This is a genomic window from Bacillus sp. 204(2023) (assembly GCF_037027505.1).
In the GTDB taxonomy this organism is placed as follows: domain Bacteria; phylum Bacillota; class Bacilli; order Bacillales; family Bacillaceae; genus Bacillus; species Bacillus subtilis.
On the sequence record NZ_JAXCHE010000002.1, the window covers coordinates 213,330 to 230,776 of the forward strand.

Consider the following 17,447-nt stretch of genomic DNA (forward strand, 5'->3'; position numbering starts at 1 on the left):
TTATGGTAGTAGGAGATTTCCCTATTGAAACAGATACTCTTGTAATTGGTGCGGGACCTGGCGGCTATGTAGCTGCCATCCGCGCTGCACAGCTTGGACAAAAAGTAACAGTCGTTGAAAAAGCAACTCTTGGAGGCGTTTGTCTGAACGTTGGATGTATCCCTTCAAAAGCGCTGATCAATGCAGGTCACCGTTATGAGAATGCAAAACATTCTGATGACATGGGAATCACTGCTGAGAATGTAACAGTTGATTTCACAAAAGTTCAAGAATGGAAAGCTTCTGTTGTCAACAAGCTTACTGGCGGTGTAGCAGGTCTTCTTAAAGGCAACAAAGTAGATGTTGTAAAAGGTGAAGCTTACTTTGTAGACAGCAATTCAGTTCGTGTTATGGATGAGAACTCTGCTCAAACATACACGTTCAAAAATGCAATCATCGCTACTGGATCTCGTCCTATCGAATTGCCAAACTTCAAATATAGTGAGCGTGTCCTGAATTCAACTGGCGCTTTGGCTCTTAAAGAAATTCCTAAAAAGCTCGTTGTTATCGGCGGCGGATACATCGGAACTGAACTTGGAACTGCGTATGCTAACTTCGGTACTGAACTTGTTATTCTTGAAGGCGGAGATGAAATTCTTCCTGGCTTCGAAAAACAAATGAGTTCTCTTGTTACACGCAGACTGAAGAAAAAAGGCAACGTTGAAATCCATACAAACGCGATGGCTAAAGGCGTTGAAGAAAGACCAGACGGCGTAACAGTTACTTTCGAAGTAAAAGGCGAAGAAAAAACTGTTGATGCTGATTACGTATTGATTACAGTAGGACGCCGTCCAAACACTGATGAGCTTGGTCTTGAGCAAGTCGGTATCGAAATGACGGACCGCGGTATCGTGAAAACTGACAAACAGTGCCGCACAAACGTACCTAACATTTATGCAATCGGTGATATCATCGAAGGACCGCCGCTTGCTCATAAAGCATCTTACGAAGGTAAAATCGCTGCAGAAGCTATCGCTGGAGAGCCTGCAGAAATCGATTACCTTGGTATTCCTGCGGTTGTTTTCTCTGAGCCTGAACTTGCATCAGTTGGTTACACTGAAGCACAGGCGAAAGAAGAAGGTCTTGACATTGTGGCTGCTAAATTCCCATTTGCAGCAAACGGCCGCGCGCTTTCTCTTAACGAAACAGACGGCTTCATGAAGCTGATCACTCGTAAAGAGGACGGTCTTGTGATCGGTGCGCAAATCGCCGGAGCAAGTGCTTCTGATATGATTTCTGAATTAAGCTTAGCGATTGAAGGCGGCATGACTGCTGAAGATATCGCGATGACAATTCACGCTCACCCAACATTGGGCGAAATCACAATGGAAGCTGCTGAAGTGGCAATCGGAAGTCCGATTCACATCGTAAAATAATTTTCATATCAAAAACAGCCCTCGCTCAAAGCGGGGCTGTTTTTTTATTTTGACAGCACATGCTGTAATGGTTTAATGATGTCTTCTTTCTTTTTCACACATCCCTCGATTTTCACCACGACATGGCGCTGATCAACAACCATAAGGGTAGGGACAGTTTCAATCTCATCTTCCCAGCCTTCTTTTTTATCATAGACCTTCATTTTATCTATTTGCTCGGGATAATCTTTTTCTAAATCAAGCAGTGCATCGTAATAAGGCGCTTCCTGGTCTATTTGGTTCTCATCAGAAAAAAACAGGATTTGTGTATGATGAATGTTGTCAATCCGGCTTTTTTTCATCGGATTGATGGTGGAAAGCGTACAGCCCGATAAAGCAAATACTATTATCAGCATGGGGAATACCGCGCGATATCGCATCTATCTTCTCCTCTGTATAAACAGTAGTTAACTAGCTTTAGTTTATCACGAGAGGCGGCTTAATCTGCTTCTTGTTACCTAATTGTTATATAATTGAAACCGTTTTTAAAGTGAGATTACATATTTATATCAATCGTTTAAAATAGCAACCTGGGGTATATTGAATTTTTTGCTGCATTCTTGGATGAAAGTTCAAGAAAACGTGAAATTACATTATGTGCTGTGGCATATATATCGAGTAAAGCTTCTGTATGAAGAAGATATTGTATGATGGAAAATGGAAAAACAAGGTGAATATGATGAGATGAAATAAAATGTGTTATACAGTTTGTTGTTGACATTTTAAATGTGACATATTAATATAATAACAACAAAAGAAATTAAGCGTTTTCAAATTTCAAAGAAATGGGGAATAAGAGATGGGTACGATTGTTTGCCAAGATTGCAACGAAGCCATTCATTACTTTGAAGATGAGAAAGTGACAACATTATACGGAACATGCTGCGGACAATGTCAATGTCCTGTTGATGAAGAGTAAAAAAAAGCATGCGGCTTTAAGCCGCATGCTTTTTATTTTTTATTGAATTGCTTTTTGTTCTTTGATGACCCGGATCATATGTAAAGTCGAGTCCTCAGGTCCTTGAACAGGGAGGCCTGCGTCAAGGTTTTTAAAAATGTAGCTGATGTTTTCTTCTGTAATAATTTCTCCTGGAATGAAGATTGGAATACCAGGCGGATATACCATGACAAATTCAGCAATAATCCGTCCGGATGCTTCTTTTAATGGGATGACTTCCGTATTTGCATAGAAAGCATCACGCGGAGTCATTGCCAATAAAGGTATTTCTGGAAGCAGAACCTCAGTTTGCTGATGTGTTACATCTTGTTCTGACATTTGCTGTGCGATCTCAGTTAAAGCCTCTACAAGCCGGTCTGCATCATTTTGGCTGTCACCAGGAGTGAAAATACACAAAATATTGTACAGATCAGAAAGCTCAACCTCAATATTAAAGGATTCACGAAGCCATTTTTCCACGTCATGTCCTGTCAGGCCAAGACTTTTCACAGAGATAATCAATTTTGTCGGATCATAGCTGTAAGCTGCTTTCGACCCAAGAATCTCAGAACCGACACAATAAATGCCTTCAATCTGGTTGAGGCGATCTCTCGTCTGATTGGCAAGCTTTAGTGTTTCCTCAGCAAGCTGGTGGCCTTCTGTTGCAAGGCGTTTTCTGGCAACATCCAAAGAAGCGAGAAGCAAGTAAGAAGTTGACGTAGTTGTCAGCATGCTCAGTATGGATTGCACTCTGTCTTTTGATACAAGGCCCTCTCTCATGTTTAAAATCGAACTTTGCGTGAGTGATCCGCCCAGCTTGTGTACACTTGTCGCTGCTATGTCCGCTCCTGCCTGCATAGCCGATAGCGGCAATTCGTCGTGAAAATGAATGTGAACGCCGTGTGCTTCATCCACAAGCACTGGCACATCAAACGAATGAGCGAGTTCTACGATGCTTTTTAAGTCGGCTGCAACACCGAAATATGTCGGGTTGATGACGAGAAGCCCTTTTGCATCCGGATGTTCGGTAAGCGCCCGTTTAGCAGATTCAAGTGTAATGCCGTGGGAGATGCCCAATTCATTGTCAATTTCAGGATGAATAAAAATTGGAACCGCTCCGGAAAATACAATAGCTGTCATAATTGATTTATGAACATTTCTTGGAATAATAATTTTATCGCCAGGTCCGCAAACAGCCATTACCATTGTCATAATGGCGCCGCTTGTTCCTTGAACGGAAAAAAATGTATGATCCGCTCCAAATGCTTCAGCAGCCAGATCTTGTGCTTGTTTAATAATGCCTTTTGGCGCGTGCAGATCGTCTAATGGTTCAATATTAATCAAATCTATGCTTAACGCGTTTTCACCGATAAATTGTCTGAATTCTGGGTCCATTCCTGCCCCTTTTTTATGGCCGGGAATGTGGAATTGAACAGGCTGTCTGCTTGCATGCTTTTTCAGTCCTGTGTATAAGGGTGTTTCATGTTGCGACAATTGTTTTCCCACCTTTGTAATCATACCTATGCATAATAGTGTGTATTAAAATCAGTTTCTCAACCGTTTTTTAGACGTAAAACAAATGAATTATATTATGAACTTGAAAGAATGTAAAGAACAATTTATGATCAAATGAAGATGCTTTCTCTTAAGGGAAGTAAATCTACAAGGAGTGAAGAAAATGGAGTATCAATATCCGATGAATGAAGATTGGACAACCGAAGAAGCAGTGGATGTGATTGCATTTTTCCAGCAGGTTGAGCTTGCATATGAAAAAGGGGCGGATCGTGAAGAACTGCTTAAAGCTTACCGCCGTTTCAAGGAAATTGTACCGGGGAAAGCCGAGGAAAAAAAGCTATGCGGCGAGTTTGAGGAACAAAGTACATATTCTCCTTATCGCACGGTCAAACAGGCGAGAGAATCTGATATCGCGAAGATTAAGATGTAAGAAAAGAGAGCCGGGGGATATCCCGGCTCTTTTTTATGCTTGTGATACTTTTTGGGTGAGACGGTACAGAAAAGCCAGCTGCTTAAAGGCATCGTCGATACGCTGAAGGAATTCCTGGTTATTCATATTCAGCACTTCTTCTTTTTGGAGCTGGATGCCGCATAACAGCTCAGCTTTCTTTACAGTCTGCAAACGCTCAAACAGTGTCTTCAGCTGTTCCTTGTCCATTTCAGACTGTTTATGTACTCCCGGTTTTGTGTGATCTGCAGACCAAACGAAGCTGTCAGGGATATTTTTCGTAATGGTTTCTTGGTTCACTTCAAGCAATTTGCCGTATTCTTCTTTGATAGGGGATTCATAAATAATCGCGAACCACACAAAGACGTGGCTTTCCCATAAACCAATTTGGAAATGCGGCAGTTTTTTATAGCCTCTTTTGCTGTTTGCGAACGCCACCCAGCTGTCAGCAGGGGGATTGACGGATCTTCTTGCATGCTTTGCCACATGCGGAAACATTTCATCTCCGGTTAAAGCTGATAAAGTTGGGGCAAAATGTTCGCCTAGAGCTGTAAGCTTCGGACGGACCGTCTCTTTTAATACTTCCATGCGCGCGTCTAAGCCTTCTATTGTAAATGTGTTAAAGTCCTCTTCAGTGAAACGCATTTGTGTCATGATTTTCCTCCTTCATGCTAAGTATACATATTTTATCACAGTTCATACGAGCTTCAAAAAGATTGAGTGCGTTTGAAGTAAGGGGAAATGTGGTAATAAACGAATAGGTAAACACACAATTTTCAGAATCATGTTGCGCGTAAATAGAACAATCATACGATATAAGAAGTAATCATTGTTGAATGGCAAAATGGGATGCTTTTTTACAAACAAATGATCTCTGGAAGGGGCGAAAGACAATGAGGCAAGTTGTAAAAGAGGGATTTAAGGAAGAGAAAAACAATCGTGTTGCTGTCTGGAGACTAGAGGTTGATTATGAATTGGCAACCCTATATGAAGCAATGCAGAAAGAAAATGAAGAGCAGATTGAACAAAGCAAAAACAAACTTGAGCGACTTAGAAAAGAATGGATTCGTCTTAACGGGTAAAAAAGCGATAGTGAAAACGAACCGCATGAATGGTTCGTTTTTACGTGAGAAGGGATATTTTTCATTTTCCTTGCTTTTTCATTGCCGTTATCAGTATCCTATAAAATAAAAGGTCTACATAGAAGAGAGGTACGAACGAATGACAAATTGGACGGAAATTGATGAGATTGCAAAGAAATGGATAAGAGAAGCAGGCGCGAGAATTAAACAATCCATGCATGAAAGCCTGACAATTGAAACGAAATCAAATCCGAATGATTTAGTCACCAATATTGACAAAGAAACCGAAAAGTTTTTCATTGATCGAATTCAAGAAACATTTCCGGGACATCGGATACTCGGTGAAGAGGGGCAAGGAGACAAAATCCACTCACTTGAGGGAGTCGTATGGATTATTGATCCAATTGATGGGACGATGAATTTTGTGCACCAGCAAAGAAATTTTGCGATTTCCATTGGGATTTTTGAAAACGGTGAAGGGAAAATCGGTTTAATTTATGATGTGGTGCACGATGAGCTGTATCACGCATTTAGCGGCAGAGGGGCTTATATGAATGAAACGAAGCTGGCTCCTTTAAAAGAAACCGTCATTGAAGAAGCGATTCTTGCCATTAATGCAACATGGGTAACGGAAAACAGAAGAATTGATCAAAGTGTGTTAGCGCCACTTGTGAAAAGAGTCAGAGGCACACGCTCATACGGTTCTGCCGCTTTAGAGCTGGCAAATGTCGCGGCAGGAAGAATAGATGCTTACATCACGATGCGCCTTGCGCCATGGGACTACGCAGCCGGCTGTGTGCTGTTAAATGAAGTAGGAGGCATCTATACGACCATTGAAGGAGAGCCGTTTACCTTTTTAGAAAACCACAGTGTGCTAGCCGGAAACCCATCTATACATAAAACGATATTTGAAGAGTATCTTCATGCTGGGAAGTAGGCCATTTGAGCAGGATGATCTCAGCTTGTTAGAAAAGCTCGCGGAGGCTCATCCTGTATGGAAAGAGGAGGAGTTTGGAGATAAAGATGCAGAAGACTATATCATCTCCTATTCCATGTACAACGGGGCATGGCTTGTATGGGAAAAAGACGGTCTGCCTGTTGCCGTCAGCTACCATCTCGAGTGGTCTCCTTCAAACGGTAAGCCGTGGCTCGGAACGGTCCTGATTGACCCTGCTGAAGAAAAAAAGGGACATGCGAAGATGATCATTGAACAGATCAGCAAATTGCTTAGAGCCAAACACAAAGCGATGTTTGCGGGAGTTCCCATTGAGCGCAGTGAATGGATACTGTTTTTAAGCCAATGCGGCTTTGAACAGCTGAAAACGGAAAAAGATGAGAAAGGCAAATCATTTATGATCTTGGTGAAGCCTTTAGCAGAAGCTGCCGTATGATAACGGCAGCTTATTTGCTGCATGCGGGTTCAATAAAAAGCCTCTCAAACATTGAGAGGCTTCTGATGATTTGAAAATTATTTTTTTACCGCATGAATATAATGAATCGTTTCAAACGCTGACAAATTGTCTTTTCGATTACTAAAGAAAAGGTCATTGATGTCGTCTGGTGATAGATGTTCATAGATCAGTAAACCAGATGACTCTAACAGATGTTCAATCTCTTGATAAGTGAAACATGATTTCATCGGTTCCCCGCTTGCGGCAGCCATCTTCACCATATGTTCAACTCGATTCGACGTCCCTTTTGCTGTAAAAAGTGTTTCGTCCGCATAATCAAAAACAATAGAGCTTCCAGGCGGGACATGAGAAAATAAATTGCTTATCAAGCTTGCATTTTCTTCCTGTGTTACATAATAAGACACTCCGAGAAGGCTGAAGAATGTTTTTGTGTTCTTAAATCCTTCATCTAAAAGAGGATCATATGAAAACGTTTTGGTGAAATCCATAGGAACAAAATGAAGATGACCCGGAATTGTCAGATTTGCATCCTTCAGCTTATTTTTTTTGAATTGCTGTGTAGCCGGATGGTCAACCTCGAAAACCTGTAAGCTGTTTTCTAATTCTGGATGCCGAAAGCAGAAAGTATCCAGCCCCGCTCCAAGAATGACATACTGTTTTGCCCCCAGGATTATTTCGTTGTGCAAGATTTTTTCACAATAAGAAGCACGTGCTAGGGGCGTGGGAGACAGCTGGATTTGTGCAACCCATTTTAATATTTTTTCAGGATCATTTTGAAGACGTTCGGCGATCTCTTTGTTGAAAAACGATATTCCTTGAACCATATTTTTACTGATGTCAATAAACTCTTTTTCATTAATGAGATCTTTTGCGATAAAATCATCAAAAATAAGAGGTGTGTCATATCGGCTGTGATATGCACGGGCAAAAGCTGAAATCAAAGACGTTAAGCTGGACTCATTTTTCCTCATGAAATGATCCTCCACAAAAAATAAGATTCCCCTGGCCAGGAGAATCTTATTATACATACAAATATATTAATAGTAAATTTTAGCATAAATAAATTTTTTTGTCAATGTTTTTGCTCTTAACTGGACGCGCGATCCTTCACATAGCCACGTGACCTGTAGCAGAATTCGTCTATCAATTATGTGGACTGAATCATTAGCTTTTATAAAATGCGCACTTGCGGCTGCATCCCTCTTTTTGCAAATCAGAAGCGGTTGCTGTCTCATGACAGCATCTTTTCGTTGTTTCTGCTGAAGAGAGAAATCAAGATATGTAACAAAAAAGCCTGAGGGATCTCAGGCTTTTCCTAATATTACAATCCAACAGCATTCCAGGCTGCTTCAACTTTAGCGGCATCAGTTGAGCCGTAGAGGTCACGGGCAGACTGAATGAGAGCTGCCTTGGCATCTTTGAACGTGGAAGAAGGCGTGAGGTACGTTGTTAACGCACGGTAATAGATTTGCTGTGATTTAGATACACCAAGTTTTGTGATGGTGTTGTAAGCGGCTTTGTTTGGAATTCCGCTGTTTGTGTGTACACCGCCATAATCGCCTTCATCTGTGTTTGGAAGGTTTCTGTAATTGGCGTAATTGTCAGGCTGGTTGTATTTTGTAGGGTTGGACAGGCTGCGAAGAGCAGGCTGGCTGACCGTAATGTCTTCACCGATGTCCCAGTCTTCTGTATCGTTAAAATACCCGAATACGTCAGAGAAAGACTCGTTTAATGCACCTGGCTGATTTTCATAAATCAAGTTGGCTGTTTCTTGGGTGACGCCATGTGTCATTTCATGCGCAGTCACATCTAATGAGCCGGAAAGCGGAGAGAAGAATGAACCGTCGCCATCACCGTAAATCATCTGGTCTCCTGTCCATGCAGCGTTATTGTATTGAGTGCCGTAGTGAACGGAAGAAACGATTTTACTGCCTTTGTTATCATAGCTGTTTCGTTTAAAGTTTGAATAAAAATAATCGTACACTTTACCGAGGTTATAGTGTGCGTCAACGGCTGCCCGCTGTGATGAAGATGTAAATGTTTTCGTTGTGCTTGAGACAAGCGTGCCCGGAAGGCGGCTTTGTCTATTTTGCAAATCATATGTGATGATTTGGGTGCCTGTTGGTTTTGAAAGATCTCTTAGAACATATTTTCCGCCTTCATAAGAGATGTTCAAAGGAACAGTTGCGCCCTTTAGAGTTGTTCCGCTTCCAGTGGCGGCGGCATGTTCTACTTTATTTTGCTGTTTTAAAATGCTGCCTGTTTCGGCGTCAACTAAGACTTCCCAGTTTGCAGGTTCAGGCTCGACATAGCGAATCGTCACGTCGTAAGCAAGACGATAGCTGCCGTCTTTTGTTTCTATCGCTTTCAATTCGGCTTTATTGCTGTTTTTGGCCGCTCCGTTAGAAACAGCGTCTGGTGATTTGCCGATAGCTTTGAAAGCGAGTGCCAGCGCTTTTTCAGAAGAGACTTTTTGGCTGTTATCTGTTTTTGCAGCAGATTGATTGTGTAATTCACCATTGACCGCATAGACATTATCGGATTTATCGACGTGAACGATCACTTGCGAATCTTTAATTGGCACTCCGTTAACGACAGGCGCATATCGAAAGTGCTTGTATCCAAGGGCATCAGTCGTGCTTTCAACAAGCTTCAGCCTTTTGGAAGGGTCACCTTTAAAAATGTTGCTGTTCTTTTTCAAAAACTGCTTGACAGCCTTGTCATTTGGTGCAGAGAGTTCTGATTGCGCAATCGCGTTTTTGGAGAGGAAATTTGTTTGATTCTCTTTAAGCTGATGACCTTCAGCAGCCTGAACACCAGGAAGGCTGATTGATAAACTCATAAACGAAGCAGCGACAGCAACAGACAATTTCTTACCTAAACCCACAATAAATCCCCCTTTTTGAAAATACTGAAAACTTTATATTGTTATATTAAACTAGCATTCTGGAATACTCAACAAAAACTAACATAACTAGACAAAATTGATAGTATTGTCCTGTGTTTGTTTTTGTTGAATAATATCAAGATGAGTCAAGTGTCATGTGATGGTTCACTCAAGAGTTATGTTTTTTACATATCAAGGGGAAGATGAGATATTTTTGTTTCATCTTGAAACTTTTTGAAAAGTCCGCTGTCTAACCGAATGAGGCCTTAATAAGAAGTAAAGGATTGTTGTTCGTGTTGGAGTTATTCAGTCATTATGTATTGCATTTCGAACGTTATTTTATATTAAGCAGACAAAGCACCCTGCTGATTCAATGGTCAATTGTTGTTCTGTCGGGCTTATATCTTTTGGTGCATCATCCTAAAATAAACCGGCAGCGCACAATGTTCTTGGCGGGTGTTATATTGCGGATTGTGCTGCTGGCGGGAGTGTCTGTTGAACTTATTCACCAGGTGCAATCAACAAACTTCACCAGCGCTTACTTAAGAGAGGACGGAAAAGAACTGCTGCCGCTGCTGCATTTTTTGTTATACGGATATGTGTTGCTGACGGCTTTTCACTATATGCTGATGCCGCGTGATCATGGCGGAAAGGGTAAGTTTTATACGTTCGACCTTGCCGTTGTCAGTTTGCCAATCGTACAAATGATATTCAGTTTCTTTACGTATTGGAAGGAAAATCCGGATGGAGTCGAGCCAATTGCATTCGTGTTTCTGTTTTTCATCATCACTCTTCCCATTGCGTTGAATGTTGTGTTTTTCAAGCTGTATTGGAGAACAAATAAGATTTTACTAGGCTTATTTTATACGCTGATTATCGGACTGCTTGTCTTGCTGCTTGCGCCATATCCCAATCAAATCTCAAAAGATTATGGTACAGTAATGCCATATACGATTTATTTGGCAATGGCCGGATTTTTGATGAGCTATCATCTGTTCCAAAAGTCAGGAAAGGTTTATGTGCGTGTGGATAAGTGGGTGACGATGGCTGTCATGTTGTTTTTTGTCCTGCTGTTAAATCCGATATATAACATAGGAACGGCTGCTTTCGCTGTATCAAAGCCAGCAAATGTCCATGATTCATTCAATTTTGTCGGGGAGCACATTTCATCAGAAAAAGCGGAACAGATACTAAAGTCATTTTTTCCTACGGACGAAACACTTTATTTGCACGATACAAACATGGATGTGCATTATTTCTACTCATTTGAAAGCAAAGGTTATAAAGCTGAGGTAGATGAAGTATCGCAGCTGATTCGTAATTATGAATACTTACAAAAAGCACATGGGAAAAAGCTAACGAATCAGGAGTACAAGCGAAAGTCCATCGCTTTCCTTGAGCGACACGGACGTGTGTTACATAAGGATCATATCGAAACAAAGGTATCTCAAGAAGACGGCCAGACAGTTGTACGTATTTACCTGAAAAATCAACTTCATAAAAAAGATCATGCTGATGATGGCGCGGTATTTTATTGGGAAAAGGAAACCTTAATGGGGTTTAGTGAAGATCCTTCGATTTATCAGCTTGACTCTCTTCTGCATGTTCATATAACGGAACAAGACATTCACGACAAAGTGGAACAAATGTTTACAGCGCTGAACATCTCAAAACAGCCTTATCAGATCACTGATATTGAAAGCGACAGCCTGCTCGGAAGCATGGTGCGTGTTGAAACAAAAGATGGAATTATATTGGAGTTTGATGGAGAATCCGGTAGTTTACACAGTCTCTCGATTCCAATGAAAAAGGAAATTTCACTGACTAACAGCCAGCTGCAGCGGCAGGTATTAACAGTCTTTGATGCTGATGTATCAGAAATGAAGAAAAAAAGCAGGAAGAGTGACTTGGTAATATATACTGATTCATCTAAAACATATGAGTTTTTTGAAGACCAAGGTCAGCTAAACGTTTATGTATACAGCGATACACCTGATCAGTCATTCCCCTATACGTATCGTAATGGAACGTTGGCTTACGAAAAAGTAGCTTCTCTATATCAGGATGTTATTTACAAAAAGCGTATGCGTCCGATTATCGTTCAAAGAGAGGGTGAACGGCATTATGCATGGCTGATCATTATTCAGCCGTTTGGTTCAAATCGCCATGATGCCTATGTAGTGGATGGAGAAACACAAGAGGTGAAAAGTCTTTATGAATCATAAAGAAAAAGAGTCTGTTTTTGTAGACTTATACGACCTGTATAAAGAAGGAGAGCTAGAGGATGAATCAATGGAATGGATGAAACAGCATGAATTCCAATTTCAAAAGAATGCGGAAGACTTAAAGAGTAAAACTTGTTTAAAGAGAAGTCCCGGTGCTGAAGAAGAAAGCCAAATCAGATATATGAAAGTATACCTGTCTTCCATGTATATCTGTTTCATTTTATTGGCCATTTGGATGACGGTGTGGTTTTACTTTTAATGAAGCATAGGGATTCCATTGAGGACTTGTATCGGCAGTATTATCAAGAAATTTTAAATTATTTATTCAGAAGGACTCATCACCTTGAAACAGCCAAGGACTTAGCGCAAGACACGTTCGTGAAGCTCTTAACGGTCTGGCCTCGTTTAGGGGGCATTCTTCTATCAGAACATGGCTCTATACCATTGCGCATCATACCTTTATCAATTGGTACCGCAGGGATGTCAAATACCAATTTACTGATATCAGCAAAAATGAAGGGTTAACGCAAACAACTTATGAGCAGCCTGAACAGTATCTGTCACGGACGGTAAAAAGCGAAACACTGTGGCAGGAGCTCCTGAAGTTAAAAGATCAGCATCAATCCGTTTTGATTTTAAGAGAATTCCAAGAGCTTTCTTATGAAGAAATCGCTGAGATATTAGGATGGAGTCTTTCTAAGGTGAAAACCACATTGCACCGGGCTAGATTAGAGCTAAAGAAAAATATGACGAAAAGTAGAGAGGAGGAGCGGATATGACCTGCTTTCTAGTAAGAGACCTGCTTCCTCTGTATCTTGAAGGAGATTGTAAAAGAGAAACAGAACACGTTATAGAAAAGCATTTAAAAATGTGCAGCAGCTGCAGAGACATGTATGACACGATGGCTGAGCCATTTGAATTGGAAAGCGAACAGGCCGTTGAGGAGGCTTTTCTGCCGGAAGAAGAACTGCGTTTTAAACAGAGGTACTATGGATTACTGATCATGAAAGCTGCCTGCTGGTTTGGAGCGGCGGTTGCCATGATGCTGATCATCAAACTGCTGATATAAAAAAAGCGCTTGTCCGATTCCGGCAAGCGCTTTTTTACATTAAGCCTGGGGATGAATCATATCGTAAATAGCGGCAAGCTGTTCTTGTGACAGGGCACTGAAGAGTTTTTCATAAACGTCAGCTTGCAGTGGCGTTGCACCTGCTTGTAGCGCTGCGTCTTTATCATAGCTGTACACATCATCTTGTAGCACAATGGCTGCTTGAAGAATGTGAATCTTGAGAGAAACAGCGGAGAAAAATTGTTCAAGTGCAAGTGCTTCTTTTTCTGTGAAGCCAAGTTCAACTGCTTTTTCTGTATCAAATTTGTAATTTCCATCCTCGAGATACACACATTGTGAAACAATGCTGAAAAATTCTGATGTCGATTCCCAGAGTGTAGCAATTACCTGAGCCTCTTCTTTTGTCATTCCTAACTCGACAGCTTTTTCGCTGTCAAAATAATATACACCGTCTTGTTCGTAAATACATTGATTTAATATATCAATGAATGTATTGAGATCTTCGTTAGTGCTCGCCTGATGCTGGAGTTGAACAGCAGTGTTATCAACCAGTGTTTTTGCGCTGGCTGCATCAGGACCGAACGTTAATAGAGCAGCTGAGGTCATTGCGGCAGTCGTTAACATAGCTTTTTTTACAAATGTTTTCTTCATGTTTCTTCTCTCCCTTTTATGAATTGTGCTACAAATTCCATTATAGGGAGTAGTTTCCGGTGGAGGAATAGGCGCTATGGTATTTTATGTGTATCGTTGCCGAACTACTTTTTGAAGGCTGCACGTGTGATCGTTAGAACGATTGTCTATGTATGAAGGCTGTTTTGCATCTTCCTGACTAAGAAACAGGGGAGATAAGGCTTAAAGAAATGAAAAACACCGCTTTCTTTGCGGTGTTTTTTGATTACAATGTCGCCGGCGGGGCAATGCTTTTAATCAAGCAAGCCTTGTTCGCGCATTTTCTTTTTTAATGTAAATCCGCCGCCCATGACAGCGCAAACAAGTACAATGCTGGCGATAATGCCTGCAGGGCTTTTTTCAGCGATAAAGACGCCGATCAGCATAATGCTGAAAACCGCTGCAAATGCAAATAATAGTAAAAGCCAATTCATTTTTTTCATAAATTCCATCCCCTTTTACGTCTTATATTAAGTTTACAGAAAAACGTGACGCTTTTAAAGAGGATGTGTGATATAATATGAAAGTTATCTAATTTTTTTAGGAGATGAAAAAGTGAAACTTCGAAATGATCTTCGCAACATCGCGATTATTGCCCACGTTGACCATGGGAAAACGACTCTAGTCGATCAGCTTTTACATCAGGCTGGTACGTTCCGTGCCAACGAACAGGTTGCTGAACGCGCAATGGACTCTAATGATCTTGAACGCGAACGCGGCATTACAATATTGGCGAAAAATACTGCGATTAACTATAAAGATACACGTATCAATATTTTGGACACCCCTGGACACGCAGACTTTGGGGGAGAAGTAGAACGGATTATGAAAATGGTTGACGGCGTAGTGCTTGTCGTTGACGCATATGAAGGCTGTATGCCTCAAACTCGTTTTGTTCTGAAAAAAGCTCTTGAGCAAAACCTGAACCCTGTTGTTGTTGTAAACAAAATTGACCGTGACTTTGCTCGTCCAGAGGAAGTTATCGATGAAGTTCTGGATCTGTTCATTGAGCTTGATGCTAATGAAGAGCAGCTTGAGTTCCCAGTGGTATATGCTTCCGCGATTAATGGAACAGCGAGTCTTGATCCGAAACAACAGGATGAAAACATGGAAGCTTTATATGAAACCATTATTAAGCATGTTCCGGCACCTGTTGATAATGCAGAGGAGCCGCTTCAATTCCAAGTTGCCCTTCTTGACTACAACGACTATGTAGGCCGTATCGGAATCGGACGCGTATTCCGCGGCACAATGAAAGTCGGACAGCAGGTTTCTCTAATGAAGCTTGACGGAACGGCAAAGTCATTCCGTGTTACAAAGATTTTTGGTTTCCAAGGCTTAAAGCGTGTGGAAATTGAAGAAGCAAAAGCGGGAGACCTCGTTGCGGTTTCCGGGATGGAAGATATCAACGTTGGTGAAACGGTATGTCCTGTAGACCATCAAGATCCGCTTCCGGTCCTTCGCATTGATGAGCCGACACTTCAAATGACATTTGTCGTGAATAACAGTCCGTTTGCAGGCCGTGAAGGCAAATATGTAACGGCCCGCAAAATCGAAGAGCGTCTTCAATCACAGCTTCAGACGGATGTGAGCTTGCGTGTTGAGCCAACAGCTTCTCCTGATGCTTGGGTTGTTTCAGGACGCGGTGAGCTGCACTTGTCAATTTTAATTGAAAATATGCGTCGTGAGGGCTATGAGCTTCAAGTGTCAAAACCTGAAGTTATTATCAAAGAAATCGACGGCGTACGCTGTGAGCCTGTTGAACGTGTGCAAATTGATGTTCCTGAAGAGCATACTGGCTCTGTCATGGAATCAATGGGTGCCCGCAAAGGTGAAATGGTTGATATGATCAACAACGGAAACGGCCAAGTCCGTCTCATCTTTACAGTTCCTTCCCGCGGATTGATCGGTTACTCTACAGAATTCCTATCATTAACACGCGGATTCGGTATTTTGAACCATACGTTTGACAGCTACCAGCCGATGCAGGCAGGCCAAGTCGGCGGACGCCGTCAAGGTGTACTTGTGTCAATGGAAAACGGAAAAGCAACATCATACGGTATTCAAGGAATTGAAGACCGCGGTGTCATCTTCGTTGAGCCGGGTACTGAAGTATACGAAGGAATGATCGTTGGAGAGCATAACCGTGACAACGACCTTGTTGTTAACGTCAGCAAAATGAAACAGCAAACAAACGTCCGTTCTGCGACAAAGGATCAGACAACTACAATTAAAAAAGCGCGCATCATGTCTCTTGAGGAGTCTCTAGAGTACTTAAACGAAGATGAATATTGTGAAGTAACGCCTGAATCCATCCGTTTAAGAAAGAAGATCCTCAATAAGAACGAACGTGAAAAAGCAGCTAAAAAGAAAAAAACAGCAGGATTGTCTTAATCTCGTGCAGAATTTGAAAAGATAGAACCCGTACGTTTACAGGGGAGGGAATCTTTTTGAATGACGTAAGCGAACGTCTGTCGTTCTTCGCCGCTCTATATCAAGTAGACCGGCAGCCTGCGGCAGGCATGTGGCTGCTGTACGGCACGATTTTTGTGTTGGCCGTTATTGTATTTAAGCTTGGATTTGCTAAACGGCTTCCTGTATTAAAATCTGCAGTGGTGTATGTATTTTTGGCGTTGGGCTGCACTGTTTTGACTTTTTTAGGGGTGTTTTTGCCCGTGGCAGAAGGATTGGTCGTCGCTGCGCTGATTTTAATCATTTACAAAATCCGGCTGTATCAGTCGAAAAAAGGACAGTCTGCAAAATCATAAAAGACTCAGCTGAAAGCTGAGTCTTTTTTGTGTTCTGTATGGTTAAGCGGCCGCTTTATTTTTTGACTTTTTCTTTTTTCTGCTGTCCCGGGTGAAAAGTAAATTTTCCCGTTTTCAGCCGTTCCTCTGTTTTTTTGGCAATCCGATCGTGGCATTCCTGGCACATATATGTATGGATCGGGCGGTTTCGAAGCCGTTTCGCGATCAGGGTATCATCATCAATTGTTTCAATTTTATCGCAAATAGAACATTTGACCCTCATCATATCACCTCTTTCACTAACATGTATTATAGCACGGATCAGAAGCTGTCCAAAATAAGAAAAAGCTAAAGCGCAAGGCTATAGCTTAGTCATTGTTGTTCTTTTTCATATGATGATCAGATTGATCGTTTTGCTCCTTCTCCATTTCCTGCTGCTGTTTTCTATTTAATTGGTCATTTTGCTGCTTTGTTTGCGGTTCGTCTTCATTGTCAATCACATCGTTAGGCACTTCGGGAAGCACTCGGCCGACAATTGCAGCTAATTCATCCAGTATACCTGTTACCGGATGGCCCTCGCTGATTTCTCTGCTCATTTCGCGAAGGCGGCTGACCGTATCGGGATCAGCAATGACTACTGCGTTGGCGCCATATCGATCATTCTTTAGCGCCTGGGCTACAGAATATTTAATGGTTTCCACTTTGCTTCTGTCCAAAGTATCATCGACATCAATCCCAACAACAGCATAACCTCCCAGCACAACGGCTGTTGCATCCTTGACGTCGGGGTTTTTTTCAGCAACGCTGACAAGATGCTTGGCAATATCCGTTCTTGTTCCATTGTCTTTTGTTTCTTGAGTTGTGTCCTTTACGTGAATCGGTTTAGTCTCCTGCTGTCTTGTTGATTCTTTTTCAACATTCTGGCCCTGTTTTCCTTGTTGATAGGCACAAGCGGACAGGATAAGTGTCAGCTGTATGATAATGAAAAGAATTCGCACTTGC

The 17,447-nt window shown here is 41.7% G+C and carries 20 protein-coding genes and 1 pseudogene; 12 read left to right on the top strand and 9 right to left on the bottom strand.

The annotated features are described in order from the left end of the window. Positions 1 to 2 precede the first annotated feature (2 nt). The gene (lpdA, locus tag WA279_RS05555; RefSeq protein ID WP_003232309.1) at positions 3 to 1,415 is read left to right on the top strand and encodes a dihydrolipoyl dehydrogenase; all 1,413 of its coding nucleotides are present in this window, start codon (positions 3 to 5) and stop codon (positions 1,413 to 1,415) included. Between the two features lie 44 nt (positions 1,416 to 1,459). Here lpdA and slp read toward each other — a convergent pair whose 3' ends face one another. Next, complete coding sequence (gene slp, locus WA279_RS05560; RefSeq protein ID WP_003245672.1) at positions 1,460 to 1,834, bottom strand: peptidoglycan-associated lipoprotein Slp; 375 nt, start codon at positions 1,832 to 1,834, stop codon at positions 1,460 to 1,462. A 419-nt stretch (positions 1,835 to 2,253) separates the two neighbouring features. Between slp and WA279_RS05565 the strand changes: the two genes are divergently transcribed. Then, the gene (locus WA279_RS05565) at positions 2,254 to 2,373 is read left to right on the top strand and encodes a GapA-binding peptide SR1P (protein ID WP_003232305.1); all 120 of its coding nucleotides are present in this window, start codon (positions 2,254 to 2,256) and stop codon (positions 2,371 to 2,373) included. A 39-nt stretch (positions 2,374 to 2,412) separates the two neighbouring features. Here WA279_RS05565 and speA read toward each other — a convergent pair whose 3' ends face one another. Beyond that, entirely contained in the window at positions 2,413 to 3,885 is a 1,473-nt protein-coding gene (gene speA / locus WA279_RS05570; protein WP_014479695.1) for an arginine decarboxylase, read from the bottom strand. A 184-nt stretch (positions 3,886 to 4,069) separates the two neighbouring features. Between speA and WA279_RS05575 the strand changes: the two genes are divergently transcribed. Then, positions 4,070 to 4,336 carry a UPF0223 family protein gene (locus WA279_RS05575; protein ID WP_014479696.1) on the top strand — a complete coding sequence of 89 codons (267 nt, stop codon included), beginning with the start codon at positions 4,070 to 4,072 and terminating at the stop codon, positions 4,334 to 4,336. Between the two features lie 33 nt (positions 4,337 to 4,369). Here the strand turns inward: WA279_RS05575 and WA279_RS05580 are convergent, their stop codons facing one another. Beyond that, on the bottom strand, positions 4,370 to 5,008 hold the full coding sequence (locus WA279_RS05580) for a YktB family protein (RefSeq protein WP_015252167.1): 639 nt from the start codon (positions 5,006 to 5,008) through the stop codon (positions 4,370 to 4,372). A 239-nt stretch (positions 5,009 to 5,247) separates the two neighbouring features. Here WA279_RS05580 and WA279_RS05585 point away from each other — a divergent pair, with 239 nt between their 5' ends. From WA279_RS05585 to WA279_RS05595, 3 genes are all read left to right on the top strand, one after another. Next, complete coding sequence (locus WA279_RS05585) at positions 5,248 to 5,436, top strand: hypothetical protein (protein ID WP_009967148.1); 189 nt, start codon at positions 5,248 to 5,250, stop codon at positions 5,434 to 5,436. Between the two features lie 139 nt (positions 5,437 to 5,575). Next, positions 5,576 to 6,373 carry an inositol-1-monophosphatase gene (gene suhB / locus WA279_RS05590; protein ID WP_014476703.1) on the top strand — a complete coding sequence of 266 codons (798 nt, stop codon included), beginning with the start codon at positions 5,576 to 5,578 and terminating at the stop codon, positions 6,371 to 6,373. A 25-nt stretch (positions 6,374 to 6,398) separates the two neighbouring features. Then, complete coding sequence (locus WA279_RS05595) at positions 6,399 to 6,827, top strand: GNAT family N-acetyltransferase (RefSeq protein WP_251187143.1); 429 nt, start codon at positions 6,399 to 6,401, stop codon at positions 6,825 to 6,827. Positions 6,828 to 6,904: 77 nt separating this feature from the next. Here the strand turns inward: WA279_RS05595 and WA279_RS05600 are convergent, their stop codons facing one another. Together WA279_RS05600 and nprE are read right to left on the bottom strand one after the other, a co-directional pair. Next, positions 6,905 to 7,819 carry a class I SAM-dependent methyltransferase gene (locus WA279_RS05600; RefSeq protein ID WP_336154607.1) on the bottom strand — a complete coding sequence of 305 codons (915 nt, stop codon included), beginning with the start codon at positions 7,817 to 7,819 and terminating at the stop codon, positions 6,905 to 6,907. Positions 7,820 to 8,169: 350 nt separating this feature from the next. Then, positions 8,170 to 9,735: a neutral metalloprotease NprE gene (nprE, locus tag WA279_RS05605; RefSeq protein ID WP_003245026.1), complete on the bottom strand. Its 1,566-nt coding sequence runs from the start codon at positions 9,733 to 9,735 to the stop codon at positions 8,170 to 8,172. 284 nt (positions 9,736 to 10,019) lie between these two features. On the opposite strand from nprE, the gene WA279_RS05610 reads away from it, so the two are divergent. The 4 genes and pseudogenes from WA279_RS05610 to sigQ all read left to right on the top strand — a co-directional run bounded on the left by WA279_RS05610 (position 10,020) and on the right by sigQ (position 13,029). Continuing rightward, entirely contained in the window at positions 10,020 to 11,960 is a 1,941-nt protein-coding gene (locus WA279_RS05610) for a hypothetical protein (protein ID WP_336154609.1), read from the top strand. Then, positions 11,950 to 12,219: a hypothetical protein gene (locus tag WA279_RS05615; RefSeq protein ID WP_336154611.1), complete on the top strand. Its 270-nt coding sequence runs from the start codon at positions 11,950 to 11,952 to the stop codon at positions 12,217 to 12,219. The genes WA279_RS05610 and WA279_RS05615 overlap by 11 nt, the downstream gene beginning before the upstream one ends. Beyond that, positions 12,219 to 12,739, top strand: a pseudogene (gene ylaC, locus WA279_RS05620) (RNA polymerase sigma factor YlaC). Before WA279_RS05615 ends, ylaC begins: the two are co-directional and overlap by 1 nt. Beyond that, the gene (gene sigQ / locus WA279_RS05625) at positions 12,736 to 13,029 is read left to right on the top strand and encodes an anti-SigP sigma factor SigQ (RefSeq protein ID WP_128473883.1); all 294 of its coding nucleotides are present in this window, start codon (positions 12,736 to 12,738) and stop codon (positions 13,027 to 13,029) included. The pseudogene ylaC and the gene sigQ overlap by 4 nt, the downstream one beginning before the upstream one ends. 39 nt (positions 13,030 to 13,068) lie before the next feature. Here the strand turns inward: sigQ and WA279_RS05630 are convergent, their stop codons facing one another. Together WA279_RS05630 and WA279_RS05635 are read right to left on the bottom strand one after the other, a co-directional pair. Then, a complete protein-coding gene (locus tag WA279_RS05630; RefSeq protein ID WP_015383573.1) occupies positions 13,069 to 13,680 on the bottom strand; it encodes a hypothetical protein in 612 nt (203 codons plus the stop codon). A 272-nt stretch (positions 13,681 to 13,952) separates the two neighbouring features. After that, positions 13,953 to 14,141 (bottom strand): YlaF family protein, encoded by a 189-nt coding sequence (locus WA279_RS05635; protein WP_003245500.1) that lies wholly within the window; start codon positions 14,139 to 14,141, stop codon positions 13,953 to 13,955. 112 nt (positions 14,142 to 14,253) lie between these two features. Between WA279_RS05635 and typA the strand changes: the two genes are divergently transcribed. Both typA and WA279_RS05645 read left to right on the top strand, forming a co-directional pair. Continuing rightward, the gene (typA, locus tag WA279_RS05640; RefSeq protein ID WP_003232278.1) at positions 14,254 to 16,092 is read left to right on the top strand and encodes a translational GTPase TypA; all 1,839 of its coding nucleotides are present in this window, start codon (positions 14,254 to 14,256) and stop codon (positions 16,090 to 16,092) included. Positions 16,093 to 16,148: 56 nt separating this feature from the next. Continuing rightward, entirely contained in the window at positions 16,149 to 16,466 is a 318-nt protein-coding gene (locus WA279_RS05645) for a YlaH-like family protein (RefSeq protein ID WP_003232274.1), read from the top strand. 55 nt (positions 16,467 to 16,521) lie between these two features. Here WA279_RS05645 and WA279_RS05650 read toward each other — a convergent pair whose 3' ends face one another. Then, positions 16,522 to 16,731, bottom strand: coding sequence for a YlaI family protein (locus WA279_RS05650; protein WP_003232271.1), 210 nt, complete (start codon positions 16,729 to 16,731; stop codon positions 16,522 to 16,524). Positions 16,732 to 16,813: 82 nt separating this feature from the next. Beyond that, positions 16,814 to 17,443 (bottom strand): YhcN/YlaJ family sporulation lipoprotein, encoded by a 630-nt coding sequence (locus tag WA279_RS05655; RefSeq protein WP_003232269.1) that lies wholly within the window; start codon positions 17,441 to 17,443, stop codon positions 16,814 to 16,816. Positions 17,444 to 17,447: the final 4 nt, after the last annotated feature.